The organism is Bradyrhizobium sp. 149 (assembly GCF_023073915.1).
In the GTDB taxonomy this organism is placed as follows: domain Bacteria; phylum Pseudomonadota; class Alphaproteobacteria; order Rhizobiales; family Xanthobacteraceae; genus Bradyrhizobium.
The window spans coordinates 1,120,223-1,145,884 of the sequence record NZ_JADPKK010000022.1 but is presented as its reverse complement, the minus strand read 5'-3'; the positions used below and the strand labels follow the sequence as shown (position 1 = coordinate 1,145,884).

At 63.6% G+C, this 25,662-nt stretch carries 26 protein-coding genes; 17 read left to right on the top strand and 9 right to left on the bottom strand.

The window, feature by feature from the left end:
- The first annotated feature begins 73 nt into the window (after positions 1 to 73).
- The 7 genes from IVA88_RS23160 (at position 74) to IVA88_RS23130 (ending at position 6,734) form a co-directional block, all read left to right on the top strand.
- Positions 74 to 799 (top strand): pyridoxamine 5'-phosphate oxidase family protein, encoded by a 726-nt coding sequence (locus IVA88_RS23160; protein ID WP_247499472.1) that lies wholly within the window; start codon positions 74 to 76, stop codon positions 797 to 799.
- 54 nt (positions 800 to 853) lie between these two features.
- On the top strand, positions 854 to 2,131 hold the full coding sequence (locus tag IVA88_RS23155; protein ID WP_247499471.1) for an ArgE/DapE family deacylase: 1,278 nt from the start codon (positions 854 to 856) through the stop codon (positions 2,129 to 2,131).
- Positions 2,132 to 2,392: 261 nt separating this feature from the next.
- Entirely contained in the window at positions 2,393 to 3,205 is an 813-nt protein-coding gene (locus IVA88_RS23150; protein WP_247499470.1) for an alpha/beta hydrolase, read from the top strand.
- A gap of 33 nt (positions 3,206 to 3,238) precedes the next feature.
- Positions 3,239 to 4,078: a tryptophan 2,3-dioxygenase gene (gene kynA / locus IVA88_RS23145; protein ID WP_247499469.1), complete on the top strand. Its 840-nt coding sequence runs from the start codon at positions 3,239 to 3,241 to the stop codon at positions 4,076 to 4,078.
- An 11-nt stretch (positions 4,079 to 4,089) separates the two neighbouring features.
- Positions 4,090 to 5,304 carry a kynureninase gene (kynU, locus tag IVA88_RS23140; RefSeq protein WP_247499468.1) on the top strand — a complete coding sequence of 405 codons (1,215 nt, stop codon included), beginning with the start codon at positions 4,090 to 4,092 and terminating at the stop codon, positions 5,302 to 5,304.
- Between the two features lie 248 nt (positions 5,305 to 5,552).
- Complete coding sequence (locus IVA88_RS23135) at positions 5,553 to 5,954, top strand: PaaI family thioesterase (protein WP_247499467.1); 402 nt, start codon at positions 5,553 to 5,555, stop codon at positions 5,952 to 5,954.
- Between the two features lie 168 nt (positions 5,955 to 6,122).
- The gene (locus IVA88_RS23130; RefSeq protein ID WP_247500395.1) at positions 6,123 to 6,734 is read left to right on the top strand and encodes a GNAT family N-acetyltransferase; all 612 of its coding nucleotides are present in this window, start codon (positions 6,123 to 6,125) and stop codon (positions 6,732 to 6,734) included.
- A gap of 80 nt (positions 6,735 to 6,814) precedes the next feature.
- On the opposite strand, the gene IVA88_RS23125 is transcribed toward IVA88_RS23130, so the two are convergent.
- The 5 genes from IVA88_RS23125 to IVA88_RS23105 all read right to left on the bottom strand — a co-directional run bounded on the left by IVA88_RS23125 (position 6,815) and on the right by IVA88_RS23105 (position 9,851).
- On the bottom strand, positions 6,815 to 7,120 hold the full coding sequence (locus IVA88_RS23125; protein WP_007591844.1) for a hypothetical protein: 306 nt from the start codon (positions 7,118 to 7,120) through the stop codon (positions 6,815 to 6,817).
- Positions 7,121 to 7,215: 95 nt separating this feature from the next.
- Complete coding sequence (locus tag IVA88_RS23120) at positions 7,216 to 7,902, bottom strand: DUF2161 family putative PD-(D/E)XK-type phosphodiesterase (protein ID WP_247499466.1); 687 nt, start codon at positions 7,900 to 7,902, stop codon at positions 7,216 to 7,218.
- 112 nt (positions 7,903 to 8,014) lie between these two features.
- Positions 8,015 to 8,695, bottom strand: coding sequence for an SDR family oxidoreductase (locus tag IVA88_RS23115; RefSeq protein WP_247499465.1), 681 nt, complete (start codon positions 8,693 to 8,695; stop codon positions 8,015 to 8,017).
- A 40-nt stretch (positions 8,696 to 8,735) separates the two neighbouring features.
- Entirely contained in the window at positions 8,736 to 9,500 is a 765-nt protein-coding gene (locus IVA88_RS23110; protein ID WP_247499464.1) for a tyrosine-protein phosphatase, read from the bottom strand.
- 147 nt (positions 9,501 to 9,647) lie between these two features.
- A complete protein-coding gene (locus tag IVA88_RS23105) occupies positions 9,648 to 9,851 on the bottom strand; it encodes a DUF2735 domain-containing protein (RefSeq protein ID WP_247499463.1) in 204 nt (67 codons plus the stop codon).
- A 534-nt stretch (positions 9,852 to 10,385) separates the two neighbouring features.
- Between IVA88_RS23105 and IVA88_RS23100 the strand changes: the two genes are divergently transcribed.
- From IVA88_RS23100 to IVA88_RS23070, 7 genes are all read left to right on the top strand, one after another.
- Positions 10,386 to 11,420 (top strand): glutamine synthetase beta-grasp domain-containing protein, encoded by a 1,035-nt coding sequence (locus tag IVA88_RS23100; RefSeq protein ID WP_247499462.1) that lies wholly within the window; start codon positions 10,386 to 10,388, stop codon positions 11,418 to 11,420.
- Positions 11,421 to 11,617: 197 nt separating this feature from the next.
- Complete coding sequence (locus tag IVA88_RS23095; protein ID WP_247499461.1) at positions 11,618 to 12,319, top strand: GrlR family regulatory protein; 702 nt, start codon at positions 11,618 to 11,620, stop codon at positions 12,317 to 12,319.
- Positions 12,320 to 12,337: 18 nt separating this feature from the next.
- Positions 12,338 to 13,021: a substrate-binding domain-containing protein gene (locus tag IVA88_RS23090; RefSeq protein WP_247499460.1), complete on the top strand. Its 684-nt coding sequence runs from the start codon at positions 12,338 to 12,340 to the stop codon at positions 13,019 to 13,021.
- A gap of 32 nt (positions 13,022 to 13,053) precedes the next feature.
- Positions 13,054 to 13,875, top strand: coding sequence for a tetratricopeptide repeat protein (locus tag IVA88_RS23085; RefSeq protein WP_247500394.1), 822 nt, complete (start codon positions 13,054 to 13,056; stop codon positions 13,873 to 13,875).
- Positions 13,876 to 14,306: 431 nt separating this feature from the next.
- On the top strand, positions 14,307 to 15,011 hold the full coding sequence (locus IVA88_RS23080) for a hypothetical protein (protein ID WP_247499459.1): 705 nt from the start codon (positions 14,307 to 14,309) through the stop codon (positions 15,009 to 15,011).
- A 101-nt stretch (positions 15,012 to 15,112) separates the two neighbouring features.
- On the top strand, positions 15,113 to 15,958 hold the full coding sequence (locus IVA88_RS23075; protein WP_247499458.1) for an alpha/beta hydrolase: 846 nt from the start codon (positions 15,113 to 15,115) through the stop codon (positions 15,956 to 15,958).
- Positions 15,959 to 16,135: 177 nt separating this feature from the next.
- Positions 16,136 to 16,393 (top strand): hypothetical protein, encoded by a 258-nt coding sequence (locus IVA88_RS23070; protein WP_247499457.1) that lies wholly within the window; start codon positions 16,136 to 16,138, stop codon positions 16,391 to 16,393.
- Between the two features lie 84 nt (positions 16,394 to 16,477).
- Here IVA88_RS23070 and IVA88_RS23065 read toward each other — a convergent pair whose 3' ends face one another.
- Complete coding sequence (locus IVA88_RS23065; RefSeq protein WP_247499456.1) at positions 16,478 to 17,419, bottom strand: LysR family transcriptional regulator; 942 nt, start codon at positions 17,417 to 17,419, stop codon at positions 16,478 to 16,480.
- 48 nt (positions 17,420 to 17,467) lie between these two features.
- Here IVA88_RS23065 and IVA88_RS23060 point away from each other — a divergent pair, with 48 nt between their 5' ends.
- Positions 17,468 to 17,947 carry a heme-binding protein gene (locus IVA88_RS23060; protein WP_247499455.1) on the top strand — a complete coding sequence of 160 codons (480 nt, stop codon included), beginning with the start codon at positions 17,468 to 17,470 and terminating at the stop codon, positions 17,945 to 17,947.
- Between the two features lie 135 nt (positions 17,948 to 18,082).
- Here IVA88_RS23060 and IVA88_RS23055 read toward each other — a convergent pair whose 3' ends face one another.
- The 3 genes from IVA88_RS23055 to IVA88_RS23045 are packed head-to-tail and all read right to left on the bottom strand — an operon-like array spanning position 18,083 to position 22,016.
- A complete protein-coding gene (locus IVA88_RS23055; RefSeq protein ID WP_247499454.1) occupies positions 18,083 to 18,700 on the bottom strand; it encodes an Isoquinoline 1-oxidoreductase subunit in 618 nt (205 codons plus the stop codon).
- An 8-nt stretch (positions 18,701 to 18,708) separates the two neighbouring features.
- Entirely contained in the window at positions 18,709 to 19,233 is a 525-nt protein-coding gene (locus tag IVA88_RS23050) for a 2Fe-2S iron-sulfur cluster-binding protein (RefSeq protein WP_247499453.1), read from the bottom strand.
- Positions 19,230 to 22,016 (bottom strand): molybdopterin cofactor-binding domain-containing protein, encoded by a 2,787-nt coding sequence (locus IVA88_RS23045; RefSeq protein WP_247499452.1) that lies wholly within the window; start codon positions 22,014 to 22,016, stop codon positions 19,230 to 19,232. Before IVA88_RS23045 ends, IVA88_RS23050 begins: the two co-directional genes overlap by 4 nt.
- 233 nt (positions 22,017 to 22,249) lie before the next feature.
- Between IVA88_RS23045 and IVA88_RS23040 the strand changes: the two genes are divergently transcribed.
- Both IVA88_RS23040 and IVA88_RS23035 read left to right on the top strand, forming a co-directional pair.
- Entirely contained in the window at positions 22,250 to 23,857 is a 1,608-nt protein-coding gene (locus tag IVA88_RS23040) for a multicopper oxidase family protein (protein ID WP_247499451.1), read from the top strand.
- A gap of 121 nt (positions 23,858 to 23,978) precedes the next feature.
- Positions 23,979 to 25,601, top strand: a complete 1,623-nt coding sequence (locus IVA88_RS23035; protein ID WP_247499450.1) for an ABC-F family ATP-binding cassette domain-containing protein — start codon at positions 23,979 to 23,981, stop codon at positions 25,599 to 25,601.
- Positions 25,602 to 25,662: the final 61 nt, after the last annotated feature.

Sequence of the window (25,662 nt, the reverse complement as noted above, 5' to 3'; positions counted from 1 at the left end):
AATTGGTACTATCGCAGACCAAATCCACCGCTACAACTGCTCTGGAATTGTTTCCGATCCGCCAGGAGCGGCCGTGAGCCAGACCGAAAGCCCAAATTCCTATCCGACCTCCGCGCGCAACCAGGTGAAGCGCCGTCATGACCGCGGCTTCTACGATCACGACACTGTTCATCGCATCCTGGATTCCTCGATGCTGTGCCACGTCTCCTACGCGATCGACGGCCAACCTTATTGCACGCCGACCTTCTTTTGGCGCGAAGGGACGAAGCTGTATTGGCACGGCTCGAGCGCCAGCCGCATGCTGCGCAACCAGACTCGGGGCGAGCGTGTGTGCCTGACGGTCGCCCATCTCGACAGTCTGGTGCTGGCACGCTGCGGATTTAATCACTCGGCCGACTACCGCGCCGTGATGGCGTTCGGCACCGCCTATCTCGTCACGGATCCGGAGGAGAAAGAGCGCGCGGTGATCGCGATGGTCGACCGCTTCTTCCCGGATCGCACCGCGAGCCTGCGCCAGAGCAATGCGCAGGAGATCAAGGCGACCTCCTTTATCGCGATGGAGATCGACGAGGCCTCCGCAAAAGTCCGCGCCAAGGGTGTCGCCGACGACGACGAGGACTATGCGTTGCCGATCTATGCCGAACGCATCCCGGTACGCACCATGCTCGGCGCGCCGGAACCTTGCCCGCGGCTGCTGGACGGCGTGAGCCGGCCGGTGACGCTGAATGGCTATTCCGAAGGCCGGCTGCTCGAAGATGCATTGCGGGATGCCTATTTTGCAGAGTACCCGAACGGCTGAAATCGGTTAGCTTGCGCTCCATCGATGATCTGAATGCCCGATTGGAGTTGCCTGATGAATGCCGAAACGCAGCAGAGGATTCTTGACGCCGTCGACGCCGGCTTCGAAGCCCAGCTTGCGACCACACGCAATTTCGTCGCGATCCCCTCGACCCGCGGTGCGGAGGGACCGTGCCAGGACATGATCGGCGACCTTCTGCGCGCGCGCGGCTACGAGGTCGACGACTGGCACATCAATGTCGACGACCTCAAGGATCTGCGCGGCTTCGGGCCGATCGAGCACGACTTCTCCAAGGCCCGTACGGTGGTCGGCACATATCGTCCCAAGACCGAGGCCGGCAAATCGCTGATCCTCCAGGGCCACTGCGACGTCGTGCCGGCCGGGCCGCTGGAACTGTGGGATACCCCGCCATTCTCACCCGTCATCAAGGACGGCAAGATGTTCGGTCGCGGTGCCTGCGACATGAAGTCGGGCACGATCGGCGCGCTCTATGCTCTGGATGCGATCAAGGCCGCGGGCCTCAAGCCGACGGCGCGGATTCACTTCCAGTCCGTGATCGAGGAGGAGAGCACCGGCGTAGGTGCACTCTCGACGCTTCAGCGCGGCTATCGCGCGGACGCCTGCTTCATCCCCGAGCCGACCGGCGGCAAGATGGTGCGCTCGCAGGTCGGCGTGATCTGGTTCCGCCTGCGCGTGAAGGGCCATCCGACCCATGTTGCCTTCGCCGGCTCCGGCGCGAACGCAATCATGGCGGCCTATCACTTGATCCAGGCGCTGCAAAAACTCGAGATCGAGTGGAACGAGCGCGCGAAAGCCGATCGTCACTTCAAGGCACTGAACCATCCTATCAATTTCAACCCCGGCATCATTAAGGGCGGCGACTGGGCCTCCAGCGTGCCGGCCTGGTGCGACGTCGATTGCCGGATTGCCGTGCTGCCGGGCTGGTCGATCGCCGATCACCAGAAGGAGATCATGGCCTGCGTTACGGCTGCCGCGCGCAACCACCGCTTCCTCGCCAACAATCCGCCGCAGATCGAATGGTCGGGCTTTTTGTCGGAAGGCTATGAGCTGACCGACGCCGCCGCGCCCGAGGCGGCGTTCGGCAAGGCCTTCAATACCGTCTATGGCGGCGAAGTTGAAGACCTCGTCTTCACCGCGCTCACCGACACCCGCTTCTACGGCCTCAATCACGGTATCCCGAGCCTCTGCTTCGGCGCGAGTGGCGGCGAGATGCACGGCTTCAATGAATATGTCCATCTGGACTCGCTGAAGAAGACGACCAAGGCGATGGCGCTGTTCATCGCGGATTGGTGCGGGGTGGAGAAGGGGTAGTTCTCGTGTCCCGGACGCGGCGCAGCGGGAAGCGATGCGCCGCAGAGCCGGGACCCACGTCACCGCACACGCTGGACCCCGGTTCAGCAGCGCATCGTTGCACGCTGCGCTGCCCGGGGAACGAACCAGCAAATCTTCGCCCGCCCAATCCATCGGCGCCTCAAAATCCTTTAAGCTTAAAAGAAAGACTAGGATGCCGCCCGCGCCGGTGGCAAACTGGCACCAGGTCCATAAGGTCTTGAGTCCGTCGAGGTAGCAACAATGCGCGATTGGGATGATGCTTATGCCAATTCGGCCCACATCCCGGGTTCGGACAAGATGCCGGCGCTGTGGGCGGAGCGGGCGGCGGCTTATCGCGCTGGGCTGAAAGACTTTCTTCGCGCCGACATCGCCTATGGTGCCACCGAGCGGCAGCGTCTCGACCTGATCCTGCCCGACGGCGACAGCAAGGGCCTCGTCGTGTTCGTCCACGGCGGCTACTGGATGCGCTTCGACAAGTCGACGTGGACCGATCTCGCCGAAGGCGCGCGTCATCATGGCTGGACTGTGGCATTGCCGAGCTACACGCTGGCGCCATCCGTGCGCATTTCCGACATCACCGCTGAGATCACAGCCGCAATCTCCAAGGCGGCTTCGCTCGTCGCAGGCCCGATCCGGCTCGCCGGCCACTCCGCCGGCGGGCATCTCGTCACGCGCATGCTGTGTGACGACAGCCGGCTCGAGCCTGCCGTCGCCAACCGCATCGCCGGCACGCTCTCCATCAGCGGCCTGCATGATCTGCGTCCGCTGCTCAAGACCAAGATGAACGACACCCTGCGCATGACGATGGAAGAGGCGACGCTGGAAAGCGCGGCGCTGCATCTGCCGCGCGGGCCTTCGCCGTTGACGGCTTGGGTCGGCGGCAACGAGCGGCCCGAATTCATCCGCCAGTCCGATCTGATGGCCAATGTCTGGACTGGATTCGACGTGCCGACGCGTCTTGTCGTCGATCCCGGGCTGAACCATTTCACCGTGATCGACGCCCTCAAGGACCCGTCGTCGCCAATTACCGCGCGCCTGATCGGCCTCGACTGACGAGGCCTGGAAGATCGATCGAAAGGGCCTGTCATGACGTCCAGCGAATACGATCCCGCAAGCGAAGGCGCCGAGACGGATTTCGCCCGGCGCATGTCCTATGGCAACTATCTGGCGCTGGACGCCATCCTCGGCGCACAGCATCCGCTGTCGGAAGCGCATGACGAGATGCTGTTCATCATCCAGCATCAGACGACCGAACTGTGGATGCGGCTCGCCATCCACGAGCTCAGCGCCGCACGCCGTTCGATCGCGAAGGATGAGGTGCAGCCTGCGATGAAGATGCTGGCGCGGATGTCGCGCATCTTCGAGCAGCTCAACGGCGCCTGGGACGTGCTGCGCACCATGACGCCCAGCGAGTATACGCGCTTCCGCTCGCAGCTTGGCCAGTCTTCAGGCTTCCAGTCGCGGCAATACCGGCTGATCGAATTCCTGCTCGGCAATCGCAACCATGCCATGCTCAAGCCGCACGCGCACGATGTGGAAACGACGCAGCTGCTCGAAGCCGAGCTCGCGACGCCAAGCCTCTATGACGAGGTGCTGCGGCTCGCCGACCGCAACGGGCTCAAGATGCCTGCAGCCGTGCTGGCGCGCGATATTCGTGAGACCCACAGTTTTAGCGAGGGCGTGCTGCAGGCCTGGCGTATCGTATACGAGGCGCCGGAAACGCACTGGATGCTCTACGAGCTCGCCGAGAAGCTGGTCGATTTCGAGGATTATTTCCGCCGCTGGCGCTTCAACCATGTGACGACGGTCGAGCGTGTCATCGGCTTCAAGCGCGGCACCGGCGGCACCGGCGGCGTCAGCTATCTCAAGCGCATGCTGGAGGTCGAGCTGTTTCCCGAACTCTGGCGCGTGCGCACGATCCTGTAGAGATTTCCAGAATGTCTGCTCGCACGACCAAGCTTCGCGTCTACGACGACACCAAGGCGCTGTTCCATATGCCCGACGGTGTAATCTATCTCGACGGCAATTCGCTCGGCGCGCTGCCGCTTGGCGTTGCCGAGCGCGTCAGCCGCGTCATCACCGCCGAGTGGGGCGACCAGCTGATCCGCGCCTGGAACAGTGCGGGCTGGTATGCCCAGCCGCGCCATGTCGGCGATCGCATCGCGCGACTGATCGGCGCGGAAACCGGCTCCGTCATGGTCGGAGATACGCTGTCGCTCAAGGTCTATCAGGCGCTCGCCGCCGCGCTCGACATGAACGCGTCACGCAAGGTCGTCCTGTCGGACACCGGCAATTTTCCGACCGATCTCTACATGGCCGAAGGCCTGATCGCGACGCTCGGCCGTGGCCATCAATTACGCCTGGTGACGCCGGAGGAGATCGAGGCTTCGTTGTCGGAAGAGATTGCGGTCCTCTACATCACCGAGGTCGATTACCGCACCGGGCGCCGCCACGATATGGCCAAGCTGACTGCAAGAGCGCATCGGCTCGGCATCGTCACGGTCTGGGACCTCGCGCATTCGGCCGGCGCGCTGCCGGTTGACCTTGCAGGCACCGGCGCTGATTTCGCCGCCGGATGCACCTACAAATACATCAATGCCGGCCCAGGCGCGCCGGCCTTCCTCTACGTCGCGCCGCGCCACGCCGACAGCGTCCGCGCCGCTTTGTCGGGCTGGATGGGCCACGCAAAGCCGTTCGCGTTCGAGCTTTCCTATGCGGCCGCGGGTGGCGTCGAGCGCATGCGCGTCGGGACACCCCCGGTGCTGGCAATGGCGGCACTGGAGGCCGCGCTCGACATCTGGGACCGCGTCGATATCGCCGAGGTCCGGGCCCGCTCGCTGGCGCTCGGCGATCTCCTCATCAGCGAAGTCGAGCGCGGTTGCCCCCAGCTGACCCTGGTCACCCCGCGTGCCCATGACCGCCGCGGCTCGCAAGTCTCCTTCGCCTTCGAAGGGGGCTACGCCGCGATGCAGGCTCTCATCGCCCGTGGCGTCATCGGCGATTTCCGCGCGCCTGATATCATGAGATTTGGCATCACGCCGCTGTATATCGGCGAGGCCGAGGTGCTGAAGGCGGCCGAGGTCGTCGAGGACGTGATCACCGGCGAGGTGTGGCGGCGGCCGGAGTATCAGGTGGTGAATGCGGTGACGTGAGAAGTGCCGGTCTCGCCCCAGACACAGCGCGGCGCCACTTAGCGATGCGGTCCTGCTCGCCGAGGAGATAGAGCGTCTCGACGGTCTCTTCGGTCAAGCAGACGATACGGCGGGCGGGAAGCAGCGCATGGCGAAATCATATGCGCAAACGCTCCGACCGATGTCACGATGACTATTACCTTGGACGTCATTGCTTTGCCGCGTTGAGCAATTCATCCTGTGAGCAGAATGATTTGGGAGGAGATCCGATGACGCCGCTCGAGAAACTCAAAGCGATGAAGATGCCGTTTGCTGAGCTCAAGGGCGTCGAATTCGTCGAGGCCGGGAAGGACTGCGTGGTGGCGCGGATGACGGTCAGGCCCGATCTCTGCACGCTTCATCGCACTATCCACGGCGGCGCGGTGATGGCCCTGGCCGATTCCGTCGCCGCGGCGGCCACCGTGATCAATCTGCCGGAGGACGCCAAGGGCACGACGACGCTCGAGAGCAAGACCAACTTCATCGGCGGCGCCAAGGAGGGAACTATGGTGATCGCGACCGCCACCCCGATCCACCGGGGTCGGCGGACCCAGGTCTGGACCACCCGGCTGGAGACTGAGGACGGCAAGCTGATCGCCGTGGTGACGCAGACCCAGCTGGTCCTCGTATGAATACGGGGGCTTGATTTCGTTAACGAATTGGTCGCCTCCGATGCTCAAAACTTGGGCAGGTTCCCGTCTTGAAAAATTTGTTGCGACGCACAATATTGGAGGCCTAGGGATTCGAACGCCTCCTCGAGGGACACCAAGAGGAGTTTTGACTTGTCACTTGCAGCAGATCTGGAACCTGAAGAAACCAACCGCCCGAAGTCCGTTCAGGGCTATGTGCGGACCTTGAGCCAGCAGGAAGAATTGCCGCTCTTGCGCGATCACCTGCTGAGGCTCGACGCCGAAAGCCGGCACGACCGTTTCAACGGTTTTCTAGACGACAGCTTTATCGAGCGTTACGCCGCCCGCTGTGCCGAGGACGGCACCGTGATCGTCGCCTACATCGTTGACGGCGTGGTCCGCGGTGCGGCCGAGCTGCATCCGCCCGAGAGCGATTCGCTGCCCGAGGTCGCCTTCAGCGTGGAAGCCTCGGCGCGGCGCCAGAATGTCGGCACCGTGCTGTTCAGCCGCCTGATCGCGGAAGCGCGCTGGAAAGGCTACAAGCGCCTGCGCATCACCACTGGCGCCGAGAATCACGCGATGCGAGCGCTCGCCAGGAAGTTCGGGGCGCATCTGCAATTCCGTCACGGCGAATCGACCGGCACGATTGATCTCGCCAAGGCGCCCGAAGACGAACTCGCTGATCTCGCAGCCTCGCCATTCACGGCCGGGCGCGCTCTTCTCAGCTTCAACTCGACTTGCTGGAAGATCATCTCCAGCATGTATGGCAATCGCGCCGCCTGACCTGAAAAAGCCGACTGGAATCAAAAAAGCGGACCGGTAAAGCCGGTCCGCTTTCGATTTGGAAATAGGGAACTAGGCGCTCAGGTGCCGGTGCGCTTGTCGTTGCCGAAGCGACGCACGACACGGCGTTCGACCACCACCGAGCGCTGCGCGCCCTGTTCGCCGGCGATCACGCGCGTCGAGGTGATGCGGCTGTTGGTGCGGACCTGTTTCTTCACCTCGGCCTGAACGACATCAAGCGGCATCCCCATCAGGGCTGCCGCGATCTCGGCCTGCTGCTCCTGATCGTCGGTGATGCCGACGGCGGCGAAGATCGCCTCGTCCAGGGTCGGGGGATCGTGGCGCACGCGCCGCGTGCCATATTTGGTATTCCAATCTGCGTTCATAACGGCCTCGTTTCGATGCCGGGATACCTAGTGCCGTATATGTTGCATTGCAATATGAAATCGGTGTGGCATCTCAGCTATGCACCGGTTGGGTGTCAGGGCGGTGACGCGACACCGGCAGCAACCTCAACCCGCTGTTGTGGCCAGCGTTTCAGCGCCGCGTGGCCCGCTTCCGTCAGCCCGTAAATTCCCCGCTCAGTGCGTTCGAACCAGCCATACACATTGTTAAGCATGATCTTGCCGGCATCGGGACAGCGTTGGCGCAATTCGCTCACCCGCCGCGGCCCTGTTGCAAGCTCCGAGGCGCAGGCCAGCGCCTGCTGCCGGTAGGCCGTCATGATCGGCGCGCGGGTGCTGCCGCCCAGCACCGGATCGCCCTGGCGGCGCTGATGCTCTGTGACGAGGCGCGAACGGAGCTTCGGTTCGCGGCGCGGCGCTGTCGTCGGCGGCTTCACCAGCACCTCGACCTGACCGCGGTCGGTCACCCCGAGCATGCCGAATCCGAGGCGGCGACAAAGATTGCGATAGCGCGCGTCGGTCTCGCGCCCCTTGCCGCGCGCGGACATCTTTGCGGCAATCCAGACCTCGTCGCCGGCCGGTGCGCGATCGACCGCCTGAAGGATCAGCTCGAGATTGAAGGTCAGCTTGAGCTCGCCAATCACCACGACAGGCGGATCGCCGGCGCTGAGGCCCACGAGATCGCAGCCGCCGATCTCGCCCTTGACCGTGAAGCCGAGCTCTTCGAGGAAGCGTTTGACAGGCAGATAGAGCGTGGTTTCCAAAGAAAGCTTCCGAATGTCACGTCCGATCGGAGAATCAGTTGCGGGCAGTGTAGAGGTTTCCTGCCTCCGATTGAATCGGAGCCGGCGCAGCGACAGCCAAACCGGTATGCAACTACACCCGTCCGGCGACCGGGATCAGCGCGCCGGTGACGCCGCTTCCGGCATCGCTGGCGAGGAACAGGATGACTTCGGCGAGCTCCTGCGGCGTCACCCATTTGGCGAAGTCGGCTTTCGGCATGTCGGCGCGATTGGCCTTGGTGTCGATGATCGAGGGCAGCACCGCGTTCACGGTCACCTTGCCTTTCCACTCGCTCGCGAGCGCCTCGGTGAGGCGATGGACGCCGGCTTTCGACGCCGCATAGGGGCCCATGCCGGAGCCGGCCTGAAGCGCGCCCATGGCGCCGATATTGACGATACGGCCAGCCTTGGACGCGGCCAGATGCGGCAGCGCCGCGTGCGAGGCGTTGAGCGCCGTCAGCACGTTGAGCGCATGCATGCGCTGCCATGTCTTGATGTCGCCGTCGCTCACGGTCTCGAAGGCGAAGCCGCCGGCGATGTTGATCAGCGCATCGAGCTTGCCAAAGTGTCTTGCTGCCGCATCCACCGCCGTCTTCGCTTGTGCTGCGTCGGACAGATCGACGCCGCCGATCTCGATGCGCTCAGGCGTCGCGGAGATTTGCGAGGGCGCATGGTCGATGCCGGCCACGCGTGCGCCGCGCGACTGTGCGGTTTCGGCGACGACTTTCCCAAGTGCGCCGAGTGCTCCGGTCACGATCAGAACCTTGCCTTGCATCATCGTTCTCCCGGCACGGCCGCCGAAGATTTACGGCCGCTCACGATTGCAGATAACGTGCCTTCAGCGCGGTCCGCTCCGGTGTGCCGAGCTTGAGGCCCTCGCGCAAGTAGGTTTCGAGATCGCCATACTCGCTACCCACGGCCTCGAAAGCAGCGGCAAGATACGAGGCCTCGACATTGCCGATTGCGTCGAGAACGTCTGTGGGAAGATCCGACACGTTTGATGCGTCGCGCTTGTAGTGCCGATTGGTCAAGAGGTAGTCCTCGGCAATGACCTCGTCGGCTACGCCGAGCGCATGCAGGATCAGCGCGCTGGCAAAGCCGGTGCGGTCCTTGCCGGCGGTGCAGTGAATGACGAGCGGCGCGCGGTCCTCAAGGAGATGCCCGAACAGCTTGCGGAAACTGGCCGTGTTGTGGCGGACATAGTTGCGATAGGATTCGCGCATGAGTTCGAGCGCGACTGCCGCGGTCAGCCTGCCTCTGGCAAGCTCGGCGCGCAGCGCGGCCACGACCGTCGGCTCGATCGGCAGTGAATGCACGGCGATCTCGTCGACCACGCAGACGCCCGCTGCGCGCTCCTCGATGCCGCGAAAATCGAAGGCGCTGCGCACGCGGAGCGCGCGGACGATCTTGATATCGGCAGCGGTAAGCTGGCCGAGATGGTTGGAGCGGAAGATATGCCGCCAGCGCGTGGTACGGCCATCTGCGGTCGGATAGCCGCCGAGGTCGCGAAAATTGCTGGCGCCTTGCAGCGCGAGATGGCGGGCAGGGGGGTCTTTTGGGGACGTGTCTTGGTCAAGCATCTGAAGCGGCGGTCACGGTTTGCGCGGGCATATAATCCTACAATCGAGTCCGGAATCAAAAAGGGCCGAAACACCGTTGTTCCGACCCTTTTTCAAACCGACGCCCGGCATCGAGAGCACGCGGCGGTATTGAACCGAACGCAGGCATCAGCGATCCCATTTCGGCTTGGCTTCATCGACTGCTTCCTGGTGGTACCAGCTGCCACTGCAAATCGTCTCGTTCACGGGGAGCGAGGCGTGGTCGGCGGGAAGGCGGGTCTCACCGTTGCGGCGCCCCCCGAGAGCCGCGCGGCCCCCGACCGGGAATTGGTAGATCTGTGCGGATCCGTGACTCAGTCCATTGTTCATCATTGCGGTATCTCCCGAGATCGCAGCGGCCTCCATGGTGCGCCCGACTCGTTGGCTTGTGGTTACTGGAATCCCGATATCGGCCGTGCATTCCGAAATGCAAAGTGCTGAAAAGGAAATCAGCCTTGGCCTATTTTGTAGGCAGGCTGCATTCTGCTTCCTCTAAGGCAGCGGTCGGGTGGCTAACGCGTGGGTCGTTGCGAAGGTTGCGGGCGACGGGCACAGACTTGGCAAATATTGCCGGACGTTGATGCGCGTTTCATCGGCAACCTGCGGCACCAAGCTGCCTGCTCCAGAATCGGGCGTTTTCCGCAGGATTTTTGCGGTGCAGCTTCACGCAAAGGTGCGCCGCTATGACGCACGGCGCGGTGGACGATCTGCCGGGAGCGAGGTGAGGCCGGCCGCGGTGGAAAACCTCCCGCGCTGCGGCCTTTTGGCACGTTAAATGCTTGTGAGGGGTCGGCCGATGTTGGCCGGGTAAACAATCGTGCGGGGGCCTACGGCCCCCACCTTTCGCATCATCTACAGAGAGGCTCAATGACCAAGTATAAGCTCGAGTACATCTGGCTCGACGGATATACGCCGACTCCGAACTTGCGCGGCAAAACTCAGATCAAGGAATTCGCGTCATTCCCGACGCTTGAGCAGCTTCCGCTCTGGGGCTTCGATGGCTCCTCCACCCAGCAGGCTGAAGGCCACAGCTCCGATTGCGTGCTGAAGCCGGTCGCGGTGTTCCCGGATGCCGCCCGCACCAATGGCGTGCTCGTGATGTGCGAAGTCATGATGCCCGACGGCAAGACCCCGCACTCGACCAATAAGCGCGCCACCATCCTCGACGATTCCGGCGCCTGGTTCGGCTTCGAACAGGAATACTTCTTCTACAAGGACGGCCGTCCGCTCGGTTTCCCGGCCTCCGGCTATCCGGCGCCCCAGGGTCCGTACTACACCGGCGTCGGCTTCTCGAACGTCGGCGATGTCGCCCGCAAGATCGTCGAAGAGCATCTTGACCTCTGCCTGGCTGCCGGCATCAACCATGAAGGCATCAACGCGGAAGTCGCGAAGGGCCAGTGGGAATTCCAGATCTTCGGCAAAGGCTCCAAGAAGGCCGCTGACGAAATGTGGATGGCCCGCTACCTGATGCTGCGCCTGACCGAGAAGTACGGCATCGACATCGAGTTCCACTGCAAGCCGCTCGGCGACACCGACTGGAACGGCTCCGGCATGCATGCCAACTTCTCGACCGAGTACATGCGTACAGTCGGCGGCAAGGAGTACTTCGAGGCGCTGATGGCGGCCTTCGACAGGAACCTGATGGACCACATCGCCGTCTACGGCCCGGACAACGACAAGCGTCTGACCGGCAAGCACGAGACCGCGCCGTGGAACAAGTTCAGCTACGGTATTGCCGATCGCGGTGCCTCGATCCGCGTGCCGCACTCCTTCGTCAACAACGGCTACAAGGGCTATCTGGAAGACCGCCGTCCGAACTCGCAGGGCGACCCATACCAGATCGCTTCGCAGATCCTGAAGACGATCGCCTCCGTGCCGGCCGACAAGAAGGCCGCCGCCTAAGATCCTCCCGGCCCGGGCTGGGGGGCTGGCCCGGGTTGGACTTCGATCCGCCGAAGCCGAAAGGCTTCGGCGGATTTTTCTATTTCTGTTGACCGCCGTTGCTGTGGTCCCTCGGGCCTCGATCGCGGGAAACTTGTCCATCGCCGCGGAAAGCGGGATAGAGTGCGTCTGGATGCGCGCAGGGCCGGGGACGGCTGGTGTTTGAAGGCTTCTACAAGGTGAGATTTCAGCTCGGCGACACGGTCGGCCGGAGCGTGATGCATGCCGGCGACGGCAAGATGCTCGGCGGCAATTCGGCCTTTGCCCATATCGGCACCTACGCCAAGACCGAAGCCGGCGTCGACATCGTGATCAAGACCGTCCGTCATAACCCCGATCCGAACTACCGCGCCATGGCCGGCACCGACGATGCCACCCTGCTTGCCAAGGGCTGGGCCGACGGCGATCTCTATCGCTTCAAGGGCGAGCTCAAGGAGCTGCCCGGCGTGTCGTTCCAGTCGTTGATGACGCCGATCACCGAAGACGAGGTGCCGATCGCCGGCGGCGTCGGCGAGGCCGGCATCGCCGACGGGCTCTACTCGGTGCATGTGCGCATGCTCGATGGCGTCGACGGCGGCCTCACCGGCGTGATGCTGCTCAACAGGGGTCGCGTCCTCGGCGGCGACGCATCGTTCTACTATCTCGGCAGCTACACCGCCGCCAACGGGCGCTGGAAGGGCCAGATCCTCAATCAGGAGCACACGCCGGCCAAGGACGATCCGATCTTCGGCGGCCACGAGGTCGGCATCGGCTTCTCAGGCACTTATGATGCCGAGCAGGCAGTGCTGGAGGCCACGGCGCTCGCCGGCAAGCGCAGCCTGCGCCTGACCGCCGCGCTCAAGCTGATGCACCGCGCCTGATCGCGACAGGAATCGCTTATGGAAAATGTTCGCATGCTCTCGACGCTCGGCCTGATGGGCGCGATGCGCAGCCTGTCCTCTGCATACGAGACCGCGACTGGCGTCCGCATCGATGCCGATTTCGCGCCGACCCTGGCACTGCTCAAGCGCTTGCGCGACGGTGAGGCCGCCGATCTCGTGATCCTCACCCGCGAAGGGCTCGACGAGATGATCGGCGAGAGCCGCGTGATCGGCGAAAGCGCGGCCAATCTCGCGCGTTCCTTCGTTGGCATCGCAGTGCGGGCAGGGCAAGCGCATCCCGACATCGCCACTGCATCCGCGCTGCGCCACACGCTGCTCGCAGCGCGGTCCGTGGCCTATTCGCGGCTGGGCGCGAGTGGCGTCTATTTCGCCCGGTTGATCGCGCAGATGGGGATCGCGGCAGAGATCAACGCCAAAGCCACTATCGTCGAGCAGGGCTTTACCGCAGAGCGGCTCGTGAGCGGCGAGGCTGACCTCGCCGTGCAGCAGATCAGCGAACTGAAGCAGGTCGCCGGCATCGAGGTGGTCGGCCCGGTCCCGCACGATCTGCAAACGCCGGCCGTGTTCTCCGCCGGCCGCATGGCAAGCGCTGAGCACGCCGACGCCGCGGACCGGCTGCTGCGCTATCTGGCATCACCGGAGGTCGTCCCCGTGCTGCGCCAATCGGGACTGGAGCCTTGAATTTGCCGGGACCGCGACGCAACCTGATGTTCATGCGGACTTTCCACGTTGCCATCCTTCTCACGCTTGCCGCGCCGTTGTCGGCGCATGCGCAATCGGCCGATCTCGTCCTGTGCGACCGGGTCGCGGCCGATCCCAGCGATCCCGACAAGCCGGCCGAATTGAGTGGCGTGACGGAGATTGCGGCCTCCGACGTTGCGACCGCCATCAAATTCTGCAAGCAGGCCGCGCCCTCGTCGCGGCGCGCGATGTTCGCGCTCGGCCGCGCCTATGCGGCCAACCGGCAGACAGCGGAAGCAATGGCTGCCTGGCGCAAGGCCGCCGACAAGGGATCGAGCGCCGCGATGGTCGAGCTCGGTGTGGCCTATGGCACCGGCTCCGGCGTCGCCAGGGATGAAGCGCAGGCGCGCAAATTGTTCGAGAAGGCGGCGCAGGCGGGCAATCCCCGCGGCGTCAGCAATCTCGCCGCGCTCGGCGGCAGCGGCGGCGCCGCGCCGGCCGATCCCGCGCAGGCGCGCGCATTGCTCGGCAAGGCCGCCGAGACCAACGCGGAGGCGCAGTACCAGCTCGGCGTGATGCTCTCCGAAGCCACGAGCGGGGCGAAGGACGACGCCGCGGCGCGCGCGCTGTTCGAGAAGGCGGCGGCGCAAAACCATCCCGGCGCGCTGGAGCGAATGGGCGCCTTCGCGCAGGAAGGCCGCGGCGGGCCCAAGGACAAGGACGCCGCGAAATCCTATTACGAACGCGCCGCAGCGCTCGGCGACGCGGATGCCAAGCAGGCGCTGGAGCGGCTGCGCTGTCCCTATGCAATCAAGGACAAGCAGGGCAAGCTCGTCACCACGCTGTGTTTTTAGTTCACTTGTCGTAGTAGAACGCGGCATCGAGCAGCAGCAGCTTCGCTGCGCTTGCGACGAAGGTTGCGATCTGCGCCTCGGCTGATGGCTCCGTCTGACCCATGCGGCTTGGTCGCGCGCCTGCGCCGGCGGGTCCGAAGCCGGCTTTGATGACTGCGGAAGGGGCCGCCGGGGACTGGCAAACAAAAAGTCGAAAAACAACCCCATGCACAGTAGCCAAGTGTTTGAAATCACAGCTCTGCGGATGGTGTTGAAATTACAGCTCTACGGAATTGACGAAATCGTTGCGCCGTCGGGCAAAACAGGGGCATGATGGCATCATCGCAGGTGTAGCTCCGCGAATGGCCGTGCGCGGAAAAGCCCGATGGCCTTGGTGCGGCGGCGATGCTAGGTAGCGCATGCTTTCCTTTTGAATTTGCGGGTCTATTGCGTTGCTGGACGGACTCTACAAGGTTGAATACGGCATCAACGGCGCCTTCGGCCGCAGCATCATGTGCATGCATGACGGCAAGATGCTCGGCGGCAATTCCGCCTTTGCGCATCTCGGGACCTATGACGTCAAGGACGGCGCGATCGAAGCCAGTGTGATCACCGAGCGGCACAATGACGATCCCAATTACAAGCCGCTGATGGGCACCGACGTCGCCGCGATCAAGGTGCGCGGCAGGAGGGAGGGATCGACGATCCTGTTCGAAGGCAAGGCGGATCCGATGCCGGGCAGCGTGTTCTGGGCCAACCTGGCGCCGCTCGACGATGAGGCGCTGCCACCGCGCGGCACGGTCGGCCCGGATGGCATCGTCAACGGGTTGTACTCGATCCACATCCGTGGACTCGACGGGGTCGAGGCGGGACTCTCCGGCGTGATGTTGCTGATCGACGGCCGCATTCTCGGCGGCGATGCGTTTTTCTACTATCTCGGCTCCTACTCCTCGGCGGACGGCCGCTGGAAGGGCGAGATGCTCAACCAGGAGCACACGCCGGCGAAAGGCGAAAACCCCGTGTTCGGCGGCTATGAGGTCGGGATCGGTTTTTCCGGAAGCTGCACGGCCGAGAGCGCCGAGCTCGAAGGCATCGCGCTCGCCGGCAAGCGCAGTTTGCGGCTCGCGGCTTCGCTCAAGTTGATGCGACGGGCGTAGGGCGGTTATTCAAAGATCCGGGGTGTCCGCTTGAGAGGGTAAAGCAGGCCCGAAAGTGGTACGACCTCGGAGCATTGACGGACCACGCTGGAGCTTCCTTGATGTCTTATCTTCCGCCGAAATGGCCGATCCCTGCTGATGTAAAATGGATCGAGGTCAATGGATATCCCATGGCCTATCAAGATCGTGGAGCTGGCCCGCCGCTTGTCCTGGTCCATGGATCGTTCTGCGATTATCGAATTTGGCCGGATCAGATCGAACCGTTTTCCAGACAACATCGAGTTCTGAACGTAAGCCTCAGGCACTATTTCCCTGAATTGTGGGACGGCGTGGGAAACGATTTCTCATTCGCCCAGCACGCCGACGATGTGGGCGCCTTCGTAGAAAAGCTGGATCTTGGTCCGGTGCACTTGTTGGGTGTTTCTCGCGGCGGTGCTGTTGCTATCGAAGTGGCGAAAAAATATCCTGACCTCATCCGAAGCCTCATTCTGGCGGATGCAGGCGTCAGGCTTGAGCTTCCTGAAACGGAAGCAAATTTAAAGGCGACGGCCTTCCGATCAAACTTGTTTGCTGAGTTGCGGAAAGATGTAGCCAATAGAGATGTTGAGGGCGGCACGGCCCGCTTCATGCATCGCTTGGTCGGTCCGGACTTTTGGCAGAGTTTGTCAGTGGGGCGGCAGAAAGAGTTTCTTCAGAATATTCGGACCGCGATCGTCGATGATCCACTTCCTCTCACCACAGACGAAGATTTGCGGAATTTCAATTTCGCCGTCCTCATGATAAATGGCGAGAAATCGCCACCACTGTATGGTGTTTTGATTTCCGAGATGCAGAATCGGGGCAATTTCGAGCCGCCGGTCGTTATTCCTTGCGCGGGTCACGCAATGACCGCTGAGAACCCAAAGGCTTTCAATGAAGCTGTTCTAAAGTTTACTTCGGAGCATTGAAAACAGCCTTTTCCGGTACACCTTGCCGCTTTTACGTTCCAATGACCCTGCTCGCCCGCGCCGACGAGGTGATGAAATAGAGGAGATAACTGCTGCGGTGCACGGGTCCGTTCCTTAATTGCGGTGACAGTGCATTTAACCACTTGGGGCGTCCTGCTACGACGGGTGTCGTGTTAGTTGAATGCGCTGTCATCGTATTCCCCGGGTGGTCGTTTCTGGGCACATCTGACGCGGCTCGACCACGGGGCGCTGCCGTCTCGCGGCGCGATCGGGGAGGGCGGCATCACCAACGGGTTCTATGGAATGAGCCTGCGCGCGCTCGATTGCTTTTCCGGAACCTGCACGGCCGATAGCGCCGAGCTCGAAGGCATCGCGCTCGCCGGTAAGCGCAGCCTACGGTTTGCGGCTTCGCTCAAGTTGATGCGGCGGTCCTGAATTCCAGCTTGGCCGATGACAGCCGCGCAACGCGGTCCGCGCCTACCACGACGCCGACGACGGCGATGTGGCGAATGCCGCAACTCATATCCGCTGGGCAGAGAGCCGCGCGACGAGGAAATCCATTGCGGCACGGATACGCCGCGGCAACGCGCCGGCGCCCCGCCTGACCCAAACGATCTGGAGTGGAATAGGCGGCGGCTCGTGGCCGACAAGGATTTGCTCCACGATCCCTTGCTCGATCAGCCTGCGCACCTGCCAGAGCGGCGCGAGCCCAATGCCAACGCCTGAAGCTACGGCCGCATTGCGTGCAGCAGCATTTTCCGAGCGAAAGCGGCCATGCACCGCGATGCGCCGCTTGTTGTCGTCAAATACCCATCTGTCGTCGTCGCTGGCCCGCAACACGCACTCATGATGGGAAAGCTCTCGCGGATGCCCGGGACGACCGTGCGCGGCGAGATAAGCCGGTGAAGCGAAGACCGCCCAATTCAATCCGCCGATGCGGCGAACCCTCAAGTTCGAGTCCGGCAGGTTGCCGATGCGAACGGCGAAATCCAGCTTCTCAGCGACGAGGTCGATATGCTCATCGGACAAGACAAGCTCGATGTGCACTTCCGGATTCCGCGTAAGAAATTGGCTCAGCGCAGGAGTCACATATTCGGGCCCGAACAGGCTCGACGTGCCGATGCGGATGGTGCCGGCGAGGCGCCGATCGCGAGCAAGGAGATCTTCACGCGCGCCGTCAATGGTGGTGAGTGCCAGGCGGATGCGATCGGCAAAATCAAGCCCTGTCGCCGTGGGGTGCAGGCGCCGCGTCGTCCGCGACACGAGCTCAACGCCAAGATCCTGCTCGAGCCTTGCCAGCGACCGGCTCACCGCCTGAAGCGATCGGCCAAGACGAACAGCTGCCGATGTCAGGCTGCCCTCATCAACAATAGCCAGAAAAATCGTGTAGTCCGCAAGCGAGGTCAGGGGCCATTCTCTCGAAAAGTGAGATAATATATCCTCATTAGCGTATATTATCACCAGATGCGCGATATGTTGTCATCAGCTCTCAGCAACCTGGAGCTTCCCATGACGGACATTGATCGCTCGAAAGTAAACGCACCTATAGTGGCCCTGACGCCCCTCTATGGTGACCCGATAACGCTCGACGAGGCCGCGCTCGTTGCCGGCGCGGCGCGCGCCGAAGCGCAACGTCAGGGATGGCCGATGGTGATCGCCGTCGCCGACAGTGGTGGCCATCTCGTTCTGCTCTACCGTCTCGATCAGGCGCAGCATGGCAGCGTGCTCGTCGCTCAGCAAAAGGCGAAAACAGCGGTCGATTTCAGGCGGTCTACGGGCATGTTCGAATCGGCGCTCTCCGCCGGCGGCCTTCATCTGCGGCTCCTGGGTATGACCAATCTGACGCCTCTGGAAGGCGGCCTTCCGATCGTGCGCGGGGGGAGGGTGATCGGCGCGATCGGTGTGTCAGGCATGCAATCAACCCAGGACGCGCAGGTCGCGTCGGCGGGTCTTGCGGCTTTCGGTACTGGCCTGAACGAGCCACTCTGAAAATCAAATCAGGCCACTCAATGAAAAGCCCGGCGCGACGGCCGGGCTCATTAAGGCTTCGTTTACTGCGTTTGCCGCAGCGTCACTCCCGAACGGGAGTGGAGCTGTTCGTGCTTATCACAAGCCCGAAGGCGCTCAAGGCGCGGGACACGCCGCTCCCGTCTTCACCCAGGCCTCGACCAGCGCGCCGGCCTGCTCCTGCGTGCCCGGCGCGGGCGAGCGGCCGAAGCCGGGCTTCCAGGCCCAGCCGACGAGGGTGTCCTTGCCGATATGGTCGATCAGGTCTTCCACCTTGCGCCCGCCATTGCGTGCGGGATCCCTGATCTGCTCGCAGATTTCGCCGATCGTCTTGCCTTCCCAAGCCATCTCGCGCGGCGCCAGATGCCAGTCGGGATGGCCGGGCATGCGACCGGGCTCGAAATTGGCCTTCTGGTGGCAGCTGTTGCAGCGCATCGCCTCGAGCCCATGGCCGTCAGCGCCGCGCGAGACCGGCGGCTGATGGAGCCGGGGATTGTCGCCCTGGTGCGGCCTGTCGCCGGCCGGATGACAATTGGTGCAACGCGGATTTGTCAGGACCTTGCCGAGCTCGGTGAAGATCGCAGCCGATCGCTTCTCGGTCTCGCTGATGCCGGCGAAGCTTTCCGGCGAGGCCAGCGCAGGGCTTGCGCTTTCCGAGGCCGCGTAGCCCGCACTGAGACTGCCGGCCAGTGCCGCGACCACGGCAATCATCTTGAACCGCGCGTCGGAGATCATGGCGGGTGTCACTTCGCGGCTATGAGGTAGCGGTTTGAATCGGCCAGGATCACGTCGCGCATCGCCTCTTGATATTTGATGTAGCCGGTGCAGCGGCAGAGATGGCCGTCGAGCGCGTCTGCGATGGTCCGCTCCAGCGCCTCGCGCGGTACGGGCGCGCGCGCCAGGCGCTCGAGCAGCACCTGGCCTTCGCCAAGAAAGCCGGCGGTGCAATAGCCGCATTGGAAGGCGAAGTGATTGATGAAGGCCTGTTGCAATACCGAGAGCTGGCCGCCCTGGGCGTGGCCCTCGACGGTGCGGATCGATTTGCCGTCGAAGGATACGGCGGGCGCGACGCAGGTCGGGCTGGTGGTGCTGGAGCCGTCGGGCGCGTCGACGATGATGGCGCAGCTTAGGCATTGCGCGGCGCCGCAGCCGAATTTGGTGCCGGTCATGCCCAGCATCTCGCGCAAAAAATCGTTCATCGACAGATCGTCGCGGACGTCCATCGGGCCGTGCTTCTGGCCGTTGATGGTGAGGCTGAGGGTGGTCACGCGAGCACTCCCTTCAATAGACTTGCTGTGACCGGCAGCGCGCGGAAGCGGTGGCCGGTGGCGTCATGGATGGCGTTGATCAGCGCCGGCACGATCGGGATCATCACGACCTCCGCCATGCCCTTCGGTGCTTCGTCTGCTGTCTGCGGCTTCAGCATCTCGATCTCGAGATCGCGGAGCGGCAGGTCGGAGCCGCGCGCGACCAGATAGCGGCCGAGATTCCACTCGCCGTTGCCCGGCCCGCCCTCGAACGGGGGCAGGGTTTCGAGCAGCGCGTAGCCGACCCCCATGGCGAAACCGCCCTGGGCCTGGCCCATCACGACTTCCGGCACAAGCGCGGTGCCGCATTCGAACACGCTATAGGCCTTGGCAATGCGAAGCGCACCTGTTGCGCGCTCGATCTCGACGCGAACGACCGTGCCGCACATCGAGGTGTAGGCGGTGCCGATCCGGTTGTTATCGGTCGGCGGAAATTTGACGCTAGCGCGGTTGATCCGCTCGAACTTGCCCTTGCCTTTGCGGATCGCCAGCGCGTCGATGTCGGCGCGGTATTGCTCCCCTAGCAGCGGAAAGCGTGCCCGCGACCACGCCCAGCGCGAGAAGCTGTGCGCGACCGCACCGGTGACGAAGCCGCGTGCGTGAGCTGTTGCCGCGAGCACAGGGAGCGCGAGCGGTTCGAGGCCGGCCATTTCGAGACCTGGCATGGTGAGCTGGCCGTTCTGCCAGCTTGCGCTGGCCCATTGCCGTGCGCGCGGATCAGTCCTTGGGATGCGCCACAGCTCAAGCGCCGCGGGCCACAGGCCGAAGCGGAAGATGACGCGGGCGGCCTCCGCGGCGGAATGCGTGCCGACATGCGCGCCGATCGAGGAGCTTGTCGGCGAGCTGATCGCGGGCACCCAGCGCGGATTTCTCTCCGCGGCATCCTGGGTCTTCTGGTCGATGCTAGAGGGATCGCCGGATGTGACCAGTCCGAGTACGTCATAGCTGTCGACGCGGGCGACCGAGACCTCGTCGGCGACGGCGCCGAGATGGCCGGCGACCCGGTTGGCCAGCGCCGTCCCGATGCCGTTGCCCATCTCGACATGATCGCAATAGATGACGATCCTGCCGTCAGGGGCAAGCTCCACGCGTCCGAGCGAGCCGTCCGCGCCGGAGCCATAGTCCTTCGTCACGCAGGCGACGCCGGTGCCGACCAGCCGATCCGACGATGTCTGCCTGAACTGCGCCCGCTGCTGCCAGATCGGGTGCTTCTCGAGCTTGTCGAGGATTTCGGGCGTGCGCACCGAGACGATGTAGGGATTGCCCGTCATGGTCCGGCCGTTCTGGGGCAGCGCATTGCGCCGCCGGAATTCGATCGGATCGCGCTTGAGTTCGGACGCCGCCTCGTCGATAAGGACCTCCAGCGCCGTCATGGCTTGCAGGATGCCATAGCCGCGCATCGAGCCCGCGCTCACGCCGCGCGAGTGCACCGCGACGGTTCTGACGTCGACCTTCGGAATGTCGTAGATGCCGATCGCGCCGGTGGCCGCGACGACGGCGACGCTGGCCGAGAAATGGGCGAGCCCGCCGCCGTCGAGCACGTGATCGGCGGCGAACGCCTTGATCTTGCCGGTCGCGCGATCGATGCCGATGCGCGAGCGCATCTTGATCGCGTGGCGCTTGATGCCGCCCTGAAACTGCTGGTAGCGGTCATGCGCCAGCCGCACCGGCTTGCCGGGAAAGCAGACCGCCGCGAGCGCAACATAGAGAATGAAAGGTGTGTGATCGCGGCCACCAAAGCCGCCACCGACATGGGCGAACTGCGCGTTGATGTGCGCCGGCTTGTAGGGCGCGCGGGCCTTGCCGAACAGATGCGCGATCGACTCCGCCGCCTCGTAGGGCGACTGAACGCCAAGCAGCAGTTCGAGATTGCCGCCCTTGCCGTCGTACCAGGCGAGCCCGCATTCCGGCTCGAGGAACATCGGGTCGACCGATTGCGTCTCGAACTCGCGGTCGAGCACCAGCATCGAGGCGTCATCCGCTGCAAGCTCGGCGCGGATCTGCTCGCCATGTTTCGCTGCCTTGGCGTAATCCGCCGGCATTTCCTTCGCAAGCGGCGACCACACCGGCAGCGCTGCGCTCTGCACTTTCTTCGGCGAGACCCAGCCGGCCTGAAGCGGCGAATAGACATCCGGCTTGTCAGGCGAGGGACCTGCCACGCGGGTGAAGCGGAAGGCCCCGTAATCGGGCACGACGACTGGCCCGGTCTCCTCGCCGAACTGGACGAACGTGCCGTCGCGCAGCGCGAGACGCGCCTGGTCGAAGGCGTCGAACTTTTCGAAGATCAAAAGCGCGACCGGCTGGCCGAGATAAAGCGGCGTCTTGCCGGGCGGACAGAACAGGTCGCCCGCATAGAATTCCGGCACCTGCGTCCCGATCCGGTCGAGATCAGCGGCCGTCACCACCACCGACGGCTTGAGCGCGCCGCCGAGGCGGCCGAGGTCCAGCCCGGTATAGACGTGCGCGGCGTCGTTGGCACGGACCAGGATGGCGTGCGAGGTGGTCTGCGGCCAGCCCGGCAGATCATTGGCGCGAAAGTCGGAGGCGTAAAGCTTTGCGCCGGTGACCTTGGCGACGCCGTCGACTCGGCCGGCGCCCTTGGTCGCGGGATTGAACTTGCCGCGTCCAGGCAGCGTCTCGTGGGCTGCGAAGGGAACGCCCGTTGCGGAAGCAAGGTGTGACAGGCTGACCGAGATGCCTCCCGCCGACAACCACTTCACGAACTCGCGCCGCGAAGGCCTCATGATCAGTTCCTTGTACAGAGTTCCGAGGACATCGGGATGCTGGCAGCATTCGATGTCGGGAGGCCACGGACCAGCTCGAGCGCCGAATCCGTTACGTTTCATTGACGATAGAACGGGTGAGGAGGTTTACAACCAATGAATGTGATACGCTTGCGGTTCGAATTGTGGTTTCGAGCTTGCTTTAAAATCGAATCGAACGGAAGACCGTCAGGCAACAAGGGGGCGAAACGCAAATGCAGCACGATTCGAACGGTGCAGCTACAGTCACCAGCGTGACAGGGACTACGACATTGTCGCGCCGACAATTGCTCGATTGCGGTCTCAAGGCCGGCGCGTTGTCGCTGTTCGCAGGTGTCGCAAATGCGCAGAACGCCGTGCACGACCATGCGGGCATGTCCCACAGCGCGGACATGTCGCCGACGATGGGGATGGTCGCTGAAACGCCGGCTCCGGCCATGGACCAGCCGCTGGTCGAGCCCGAGGTGCGCAGGTCCGTCAATGGCGTGCTCAGCACCACATTGCGCGTCGGCTACGCCTATCGCCAGATCGGCGGCGTCAAGCTCTATGTCAGGTCGTACGACGGCGGCAGTCCCGGTCCGACCCTGCGGATGAAGCCCGGCGAGACGCTGCGCATCAAGCTGATCAACGATTTGCCGCCGAACCGCGATGGGCTGCCCGCGGACATCAGCCATCCGCACCAGTTCAACAACACCAATTTCCATTTTCACGGTGCGCATGCGAGCCCGAGCGGGATTGCGGACAATGTCATGCGTTCGATGGCGCCGGGGCACAGCTACAACATCGAGGTCTCGCTGCCGGCCGACCACACCAGCGGCACCTATTGGTATCATCCGCATCACCACGGCAGCGCCGATATCCAGATGTCCAGCGGCATGGTGGGCGCCGTCGTCATCGAGGGCGATTTCGCCGGTGTGCCGGAGATCACGGATGCGCGCGAGCGGCTGCTGGTGCTGACCCAGGTGGTCTACGACGCCAAGGGGATGGTCGAGAATTTCGAGACGCTGTTTCCGGAGACCGCGACGCGCTTCCTGGCGATCAACGGGCAACGGCGGCCGGCGATCGAGATGCGTCCGGGCGAAGTGCAGCGCTGGCGTATCCTCAATGCCGCCTATCAGGACGACATGCTGCTCGATCTCGAGAAGCACGATCTGCATGCGATTGCGTATGACGGCATCCAGCTCGGCGCCATGCAGTCGCTCAAGCAGGTCCTGATCGCGCCCGGCCAGCGCGCGGACATTCTGGTGAAGGCAGGCGGTCCCGGCACCTACGCCTTCAACGCCGCGCCCTACGACCAGGGGCATCCTTCGCCGGTCGGGCCGCTGGCGCGGGTCGTGGTGGCTGGCGCGCCGATGGACATGAAGCTGCCGCGCGCCCTGCCGCCGGCGCCGCTCGCCACGATCAAGGATTCCGAGATCACCAACCGTCGCAAGGTGACGTTGTCGGCGACCGCGCCGGAGGCGGACGCTGCCGGCCATTGGCAGGAGTTCGAGTTCTTCGTCGACGGCAAGAAGTTCGATCCCGGCCGCATCGATCAGCGGGTCAAGCTCGGCGCGGTCGAGGAGTGGACCATCGTCAACACGCATGAGCATGACGACCACGTCTTTCACATCCACACCAACCCGTTCCAGGTGGTCTCGGCCAATGGCAAGGCGCTGGCGGTGCCGGAATGGCGGGATTCCGTGATCGTGGAGCGCAAGGGCGGCCAGGTCGTGTTCCGCTCACGCTTCATCGATTTCACGGGCGTCTACATGCTCCACTGCCACATGATGAACCATGAGGAGATGGGCATGATGCAGACCGTCGAGGTCTACAAGCCCTAGTTCTTTGTCGAATTGAGCGAATTTGGCTGCTGGCGGGGGCAGATCCGGGGCCGGCCGGGCTTCCCCTGGCGGCCCGCATGGCCTATTACGCCGCAACGCAACAATCCCCCAAAAAGACCCCATGATCCGCCTCGACAACGTCAGCAAGCAAGCCGGCCACCAGATCCTGTTCATCGAAGCGTCCGCCGCCCTCAACAGGGGCGAGAAGATCGGCCTTGTCGGCCCGAACGGCGCGGGCAAGACCACGCTATTCCGGATGATCGCCGGCGAGGAACTGCCCGACGAGGGGCAGGTCTCGACCGATCGCGGCATCACCATCGGCTACTTCAATCAGGACGTCGGCGAGATGGCCGGCCGCAGCGCCGTGGCCGAGGTCATGGACGGGGCAGGACCGGTGAGTGCGGTGGCCGCCGAGCTGCGCGAGCTCGAGACCGCGATGGCCGATCCCGACAAAGCCGACCAGATGGACGAGATCATCGCGCGTTATGGGGAAGTACAGCACGCATTCGAAGAGCTTGACGGCTACGCGCTCGACGGCCGTGCGCGCGAGGCGCTGTCCGGCCTCGGCTTCAGCCAGGAGATGATGGACGGCGATGTCGGCAAGCTCTCCGGTGGCTGGAAGATGCGCGTGGCGCTCGCCCGCATCCTCTTGATGCGCCCCGACGTCATGCTGCTCGACGAGCCCAGCAACCATCTCGATCTCGAAAGCCTGATCTGGCTCGAGAAGTTCTTGCACGACTACGAAGGCACGTTGCTGATGACCTCGCATGACCGCGAGTTCATCAACCGCGTGATCTCGAAAGTGGTCGAGATCGATTCCGGATCGCTGACGACCTACGCCGGCAATTACGAATTCTACGAGCAGCAGCGGGCGCTGAGCGAGAAGCAGCAGCAGGCGCAGTTCGAGCGCCAGCAGGCGATGCTCGCCAAGGAGATCAAATTCATCGAGCGCTTCAAGGCGCGCGCGTCTCATGCCGCTCAAGTTCAGAGCCGGGTGAAGAAGCTCGACAAGATCGAGCGGGTCGAGCCGCCGCGCCGCCGCCAGACGGTGGCGTTCGATTTCCTGCCCGCGCCGCGCTCGGGCGAGGACGTCGTGGCGTTGAAGAACGTCTATAAGGGCTATGGCAGCAAGCGCATCTATGACGGCCTCGATTTCATGATCCGCCGTAGGGAGCGCTGGTGCGTGATGGGCGTCAACGGCGCCGGCAAGTCGACGCTGCTCAAGTTGATCGCCGGTGCGAGCGAGCCGGACCAAGGCACGGTGGCGGTGGGCGGCAGCGTCAAGATGGGCTATTTCGCCCAGCACGCCATGGACCTGCTCGACGGCGAACACACGGTGTTCCAGTCGCTGGAAGAACAGTTTCCGACCGCGGGGCAGGGCAGCTTGCGCGCGCTCGCCGGCTGTTTCGGCTTCTCCGGGGACGATGTCGAGAAGCGCTGCCGCGTGCTGTCGGGCGGCGAGAAGGCGCGCCTGGTGATGGCGAAGATGCTGTTCGATCCGCCGAACTTCCTGGTGCTGGACGAGCCGACCAACCATCTTGATCTCGCCACCAAGGAGATGCTGATCACGGCGCTGTCGGATTTCGAGGGCACCATGCTGTTCGTGTCGCATGATCGGCATTTTCTCAGCGTCCTGTCGAACCGCGTGCTGGAGCTGACGCCAGAGGGCATCCACCAGTTTGGCGGCGGCTACACGGAGTACGTCGCGCGGACCGGGCAGGAAGCGCCGGGGTTGCGGAGCTAGCATTTCCATATGCGTCTTGACGCGTTAACGCCTACCGCTACGCTCCCTTAAAAAAGGAGCG

Coding starts and splice junctions, on each gene's coding strand:
- IVA88_RS23155 (WP_247499471.1), top strand. CDS start 854: ATGAATGCCGAAACGCAGCAGAGGATTCTTGACGCCGTCGACGCCGGC.
- IVA88_RS23150 (WP_247499470.1), top strand. CDS start 2,393: ATGCGCGATTGGGATGATGCTTATGCCAATTCGGCCCACATCCCGGGT.
- kynA (WP_247499469.1), top strand. CDS start 3,239: ATGACGTCCAGCGAATACGATCCCGCAAGCGAAGGCGCCGAGACGGAT.
- kynU (WP_247499468.1), top strand. CDS start 4,090: ATGTCTGCTCGCACGACCAAGCTTCGCGTCTACGACGACACCAAGGCG.
- IVA88_RS23135 (WP_247499467.1), top strand. CDS start 5,553: ATGACGCCGCTCGAGAAACTCAAAGCGATGAAGATGCCGTTTGCTGAG.
- IVA88_RS23125 (WP_007591844.1), bottom strand. CDS start 7,120: ATGAACGCAGATTGGAATACCAAATATGGCACGCGGCGCGTGCGCCAC.
- IVA88_RS23115 (WP_247499465.1), bottom strand. CDS start 8,695: ATGCAAGGCAAGGTTCTGATCGTGACCGGAGCACTCGGCGCACTTGGG.
- IVA88_RS23110 (WP_247499464.1), bottom strand. CDS start 9,500: ATGCTTGACCAAGACACGTCCCCAAAAGACCCCCCTGCCCGCCATCTC.
- IVA88_RS23105 (WP_247499463.1), bottom strand. CDS start 9,851: ATGATGAACAATGGACTGAGTCACGGATCCGCACAGATCTACCAATTC.
- IVA88_RS23100 (WP_247499462.1), top strand. CDS start 10,386: ATGACCAAGTATAAGCTCGAGTACATCTGGCTCGACGGATATACGCCG.
- IVA88_RS23090 (WP_247499460.1), top strand. CDS start 12,338: ATGGAAAATGTTCGCATGCTCTCGACGCTCGGCCTGATGGGCGCGATG.
- IVA88_RS23085 (WP_247500394.1), top strand. CDS start 13,054: ATGCGGACTTTCCACGTTGCCATCCTTCTCACGCTTGCCGCGCCGTTG.
- IVA88_RS23075 (WP_247499458.1), top strand. CDS start 15,113: ATGTCTTATCTTCCGCCGAAATGGCCGATCCCTGCTGATGTAAAATGG.
- IVA88_RS23060 (WP_247499455.1), top strand. CDS start 17,468: ATGACGGACATTGATCGCTCGAAAGTAAACGCACCTATAGTGGCCCTG.
- IVA88_RS23055 (WP_247499454.1), bottom strand. CDS start 18,700: ATGATCTCCGACGCGCGGTTCAAGATGATTGCCGTGGTCGCGGCACTG.
- IVA88_RS23045 (WP_247499452.1), bottom strand. CDS start 22,016: ATGAGGCCTTCGCGGCGCGAGTTCGTGAAGTGGTTGTCGGCGGGAGGC.
- IVA88_RS23040 (WP_247499451.1), top strand. CDS start 22,250: ATGCAGCACGATTCGAACGGTGCAGCTACAGTCACCAGCGTGACAGGG.
- IVA88_RS23035 (WP_247499450.1), top strand. CDS start 23,979: ATGATCCGCCTCGACAACGTCAGCAAGCAAGCCGGCCACCAGATCCTG.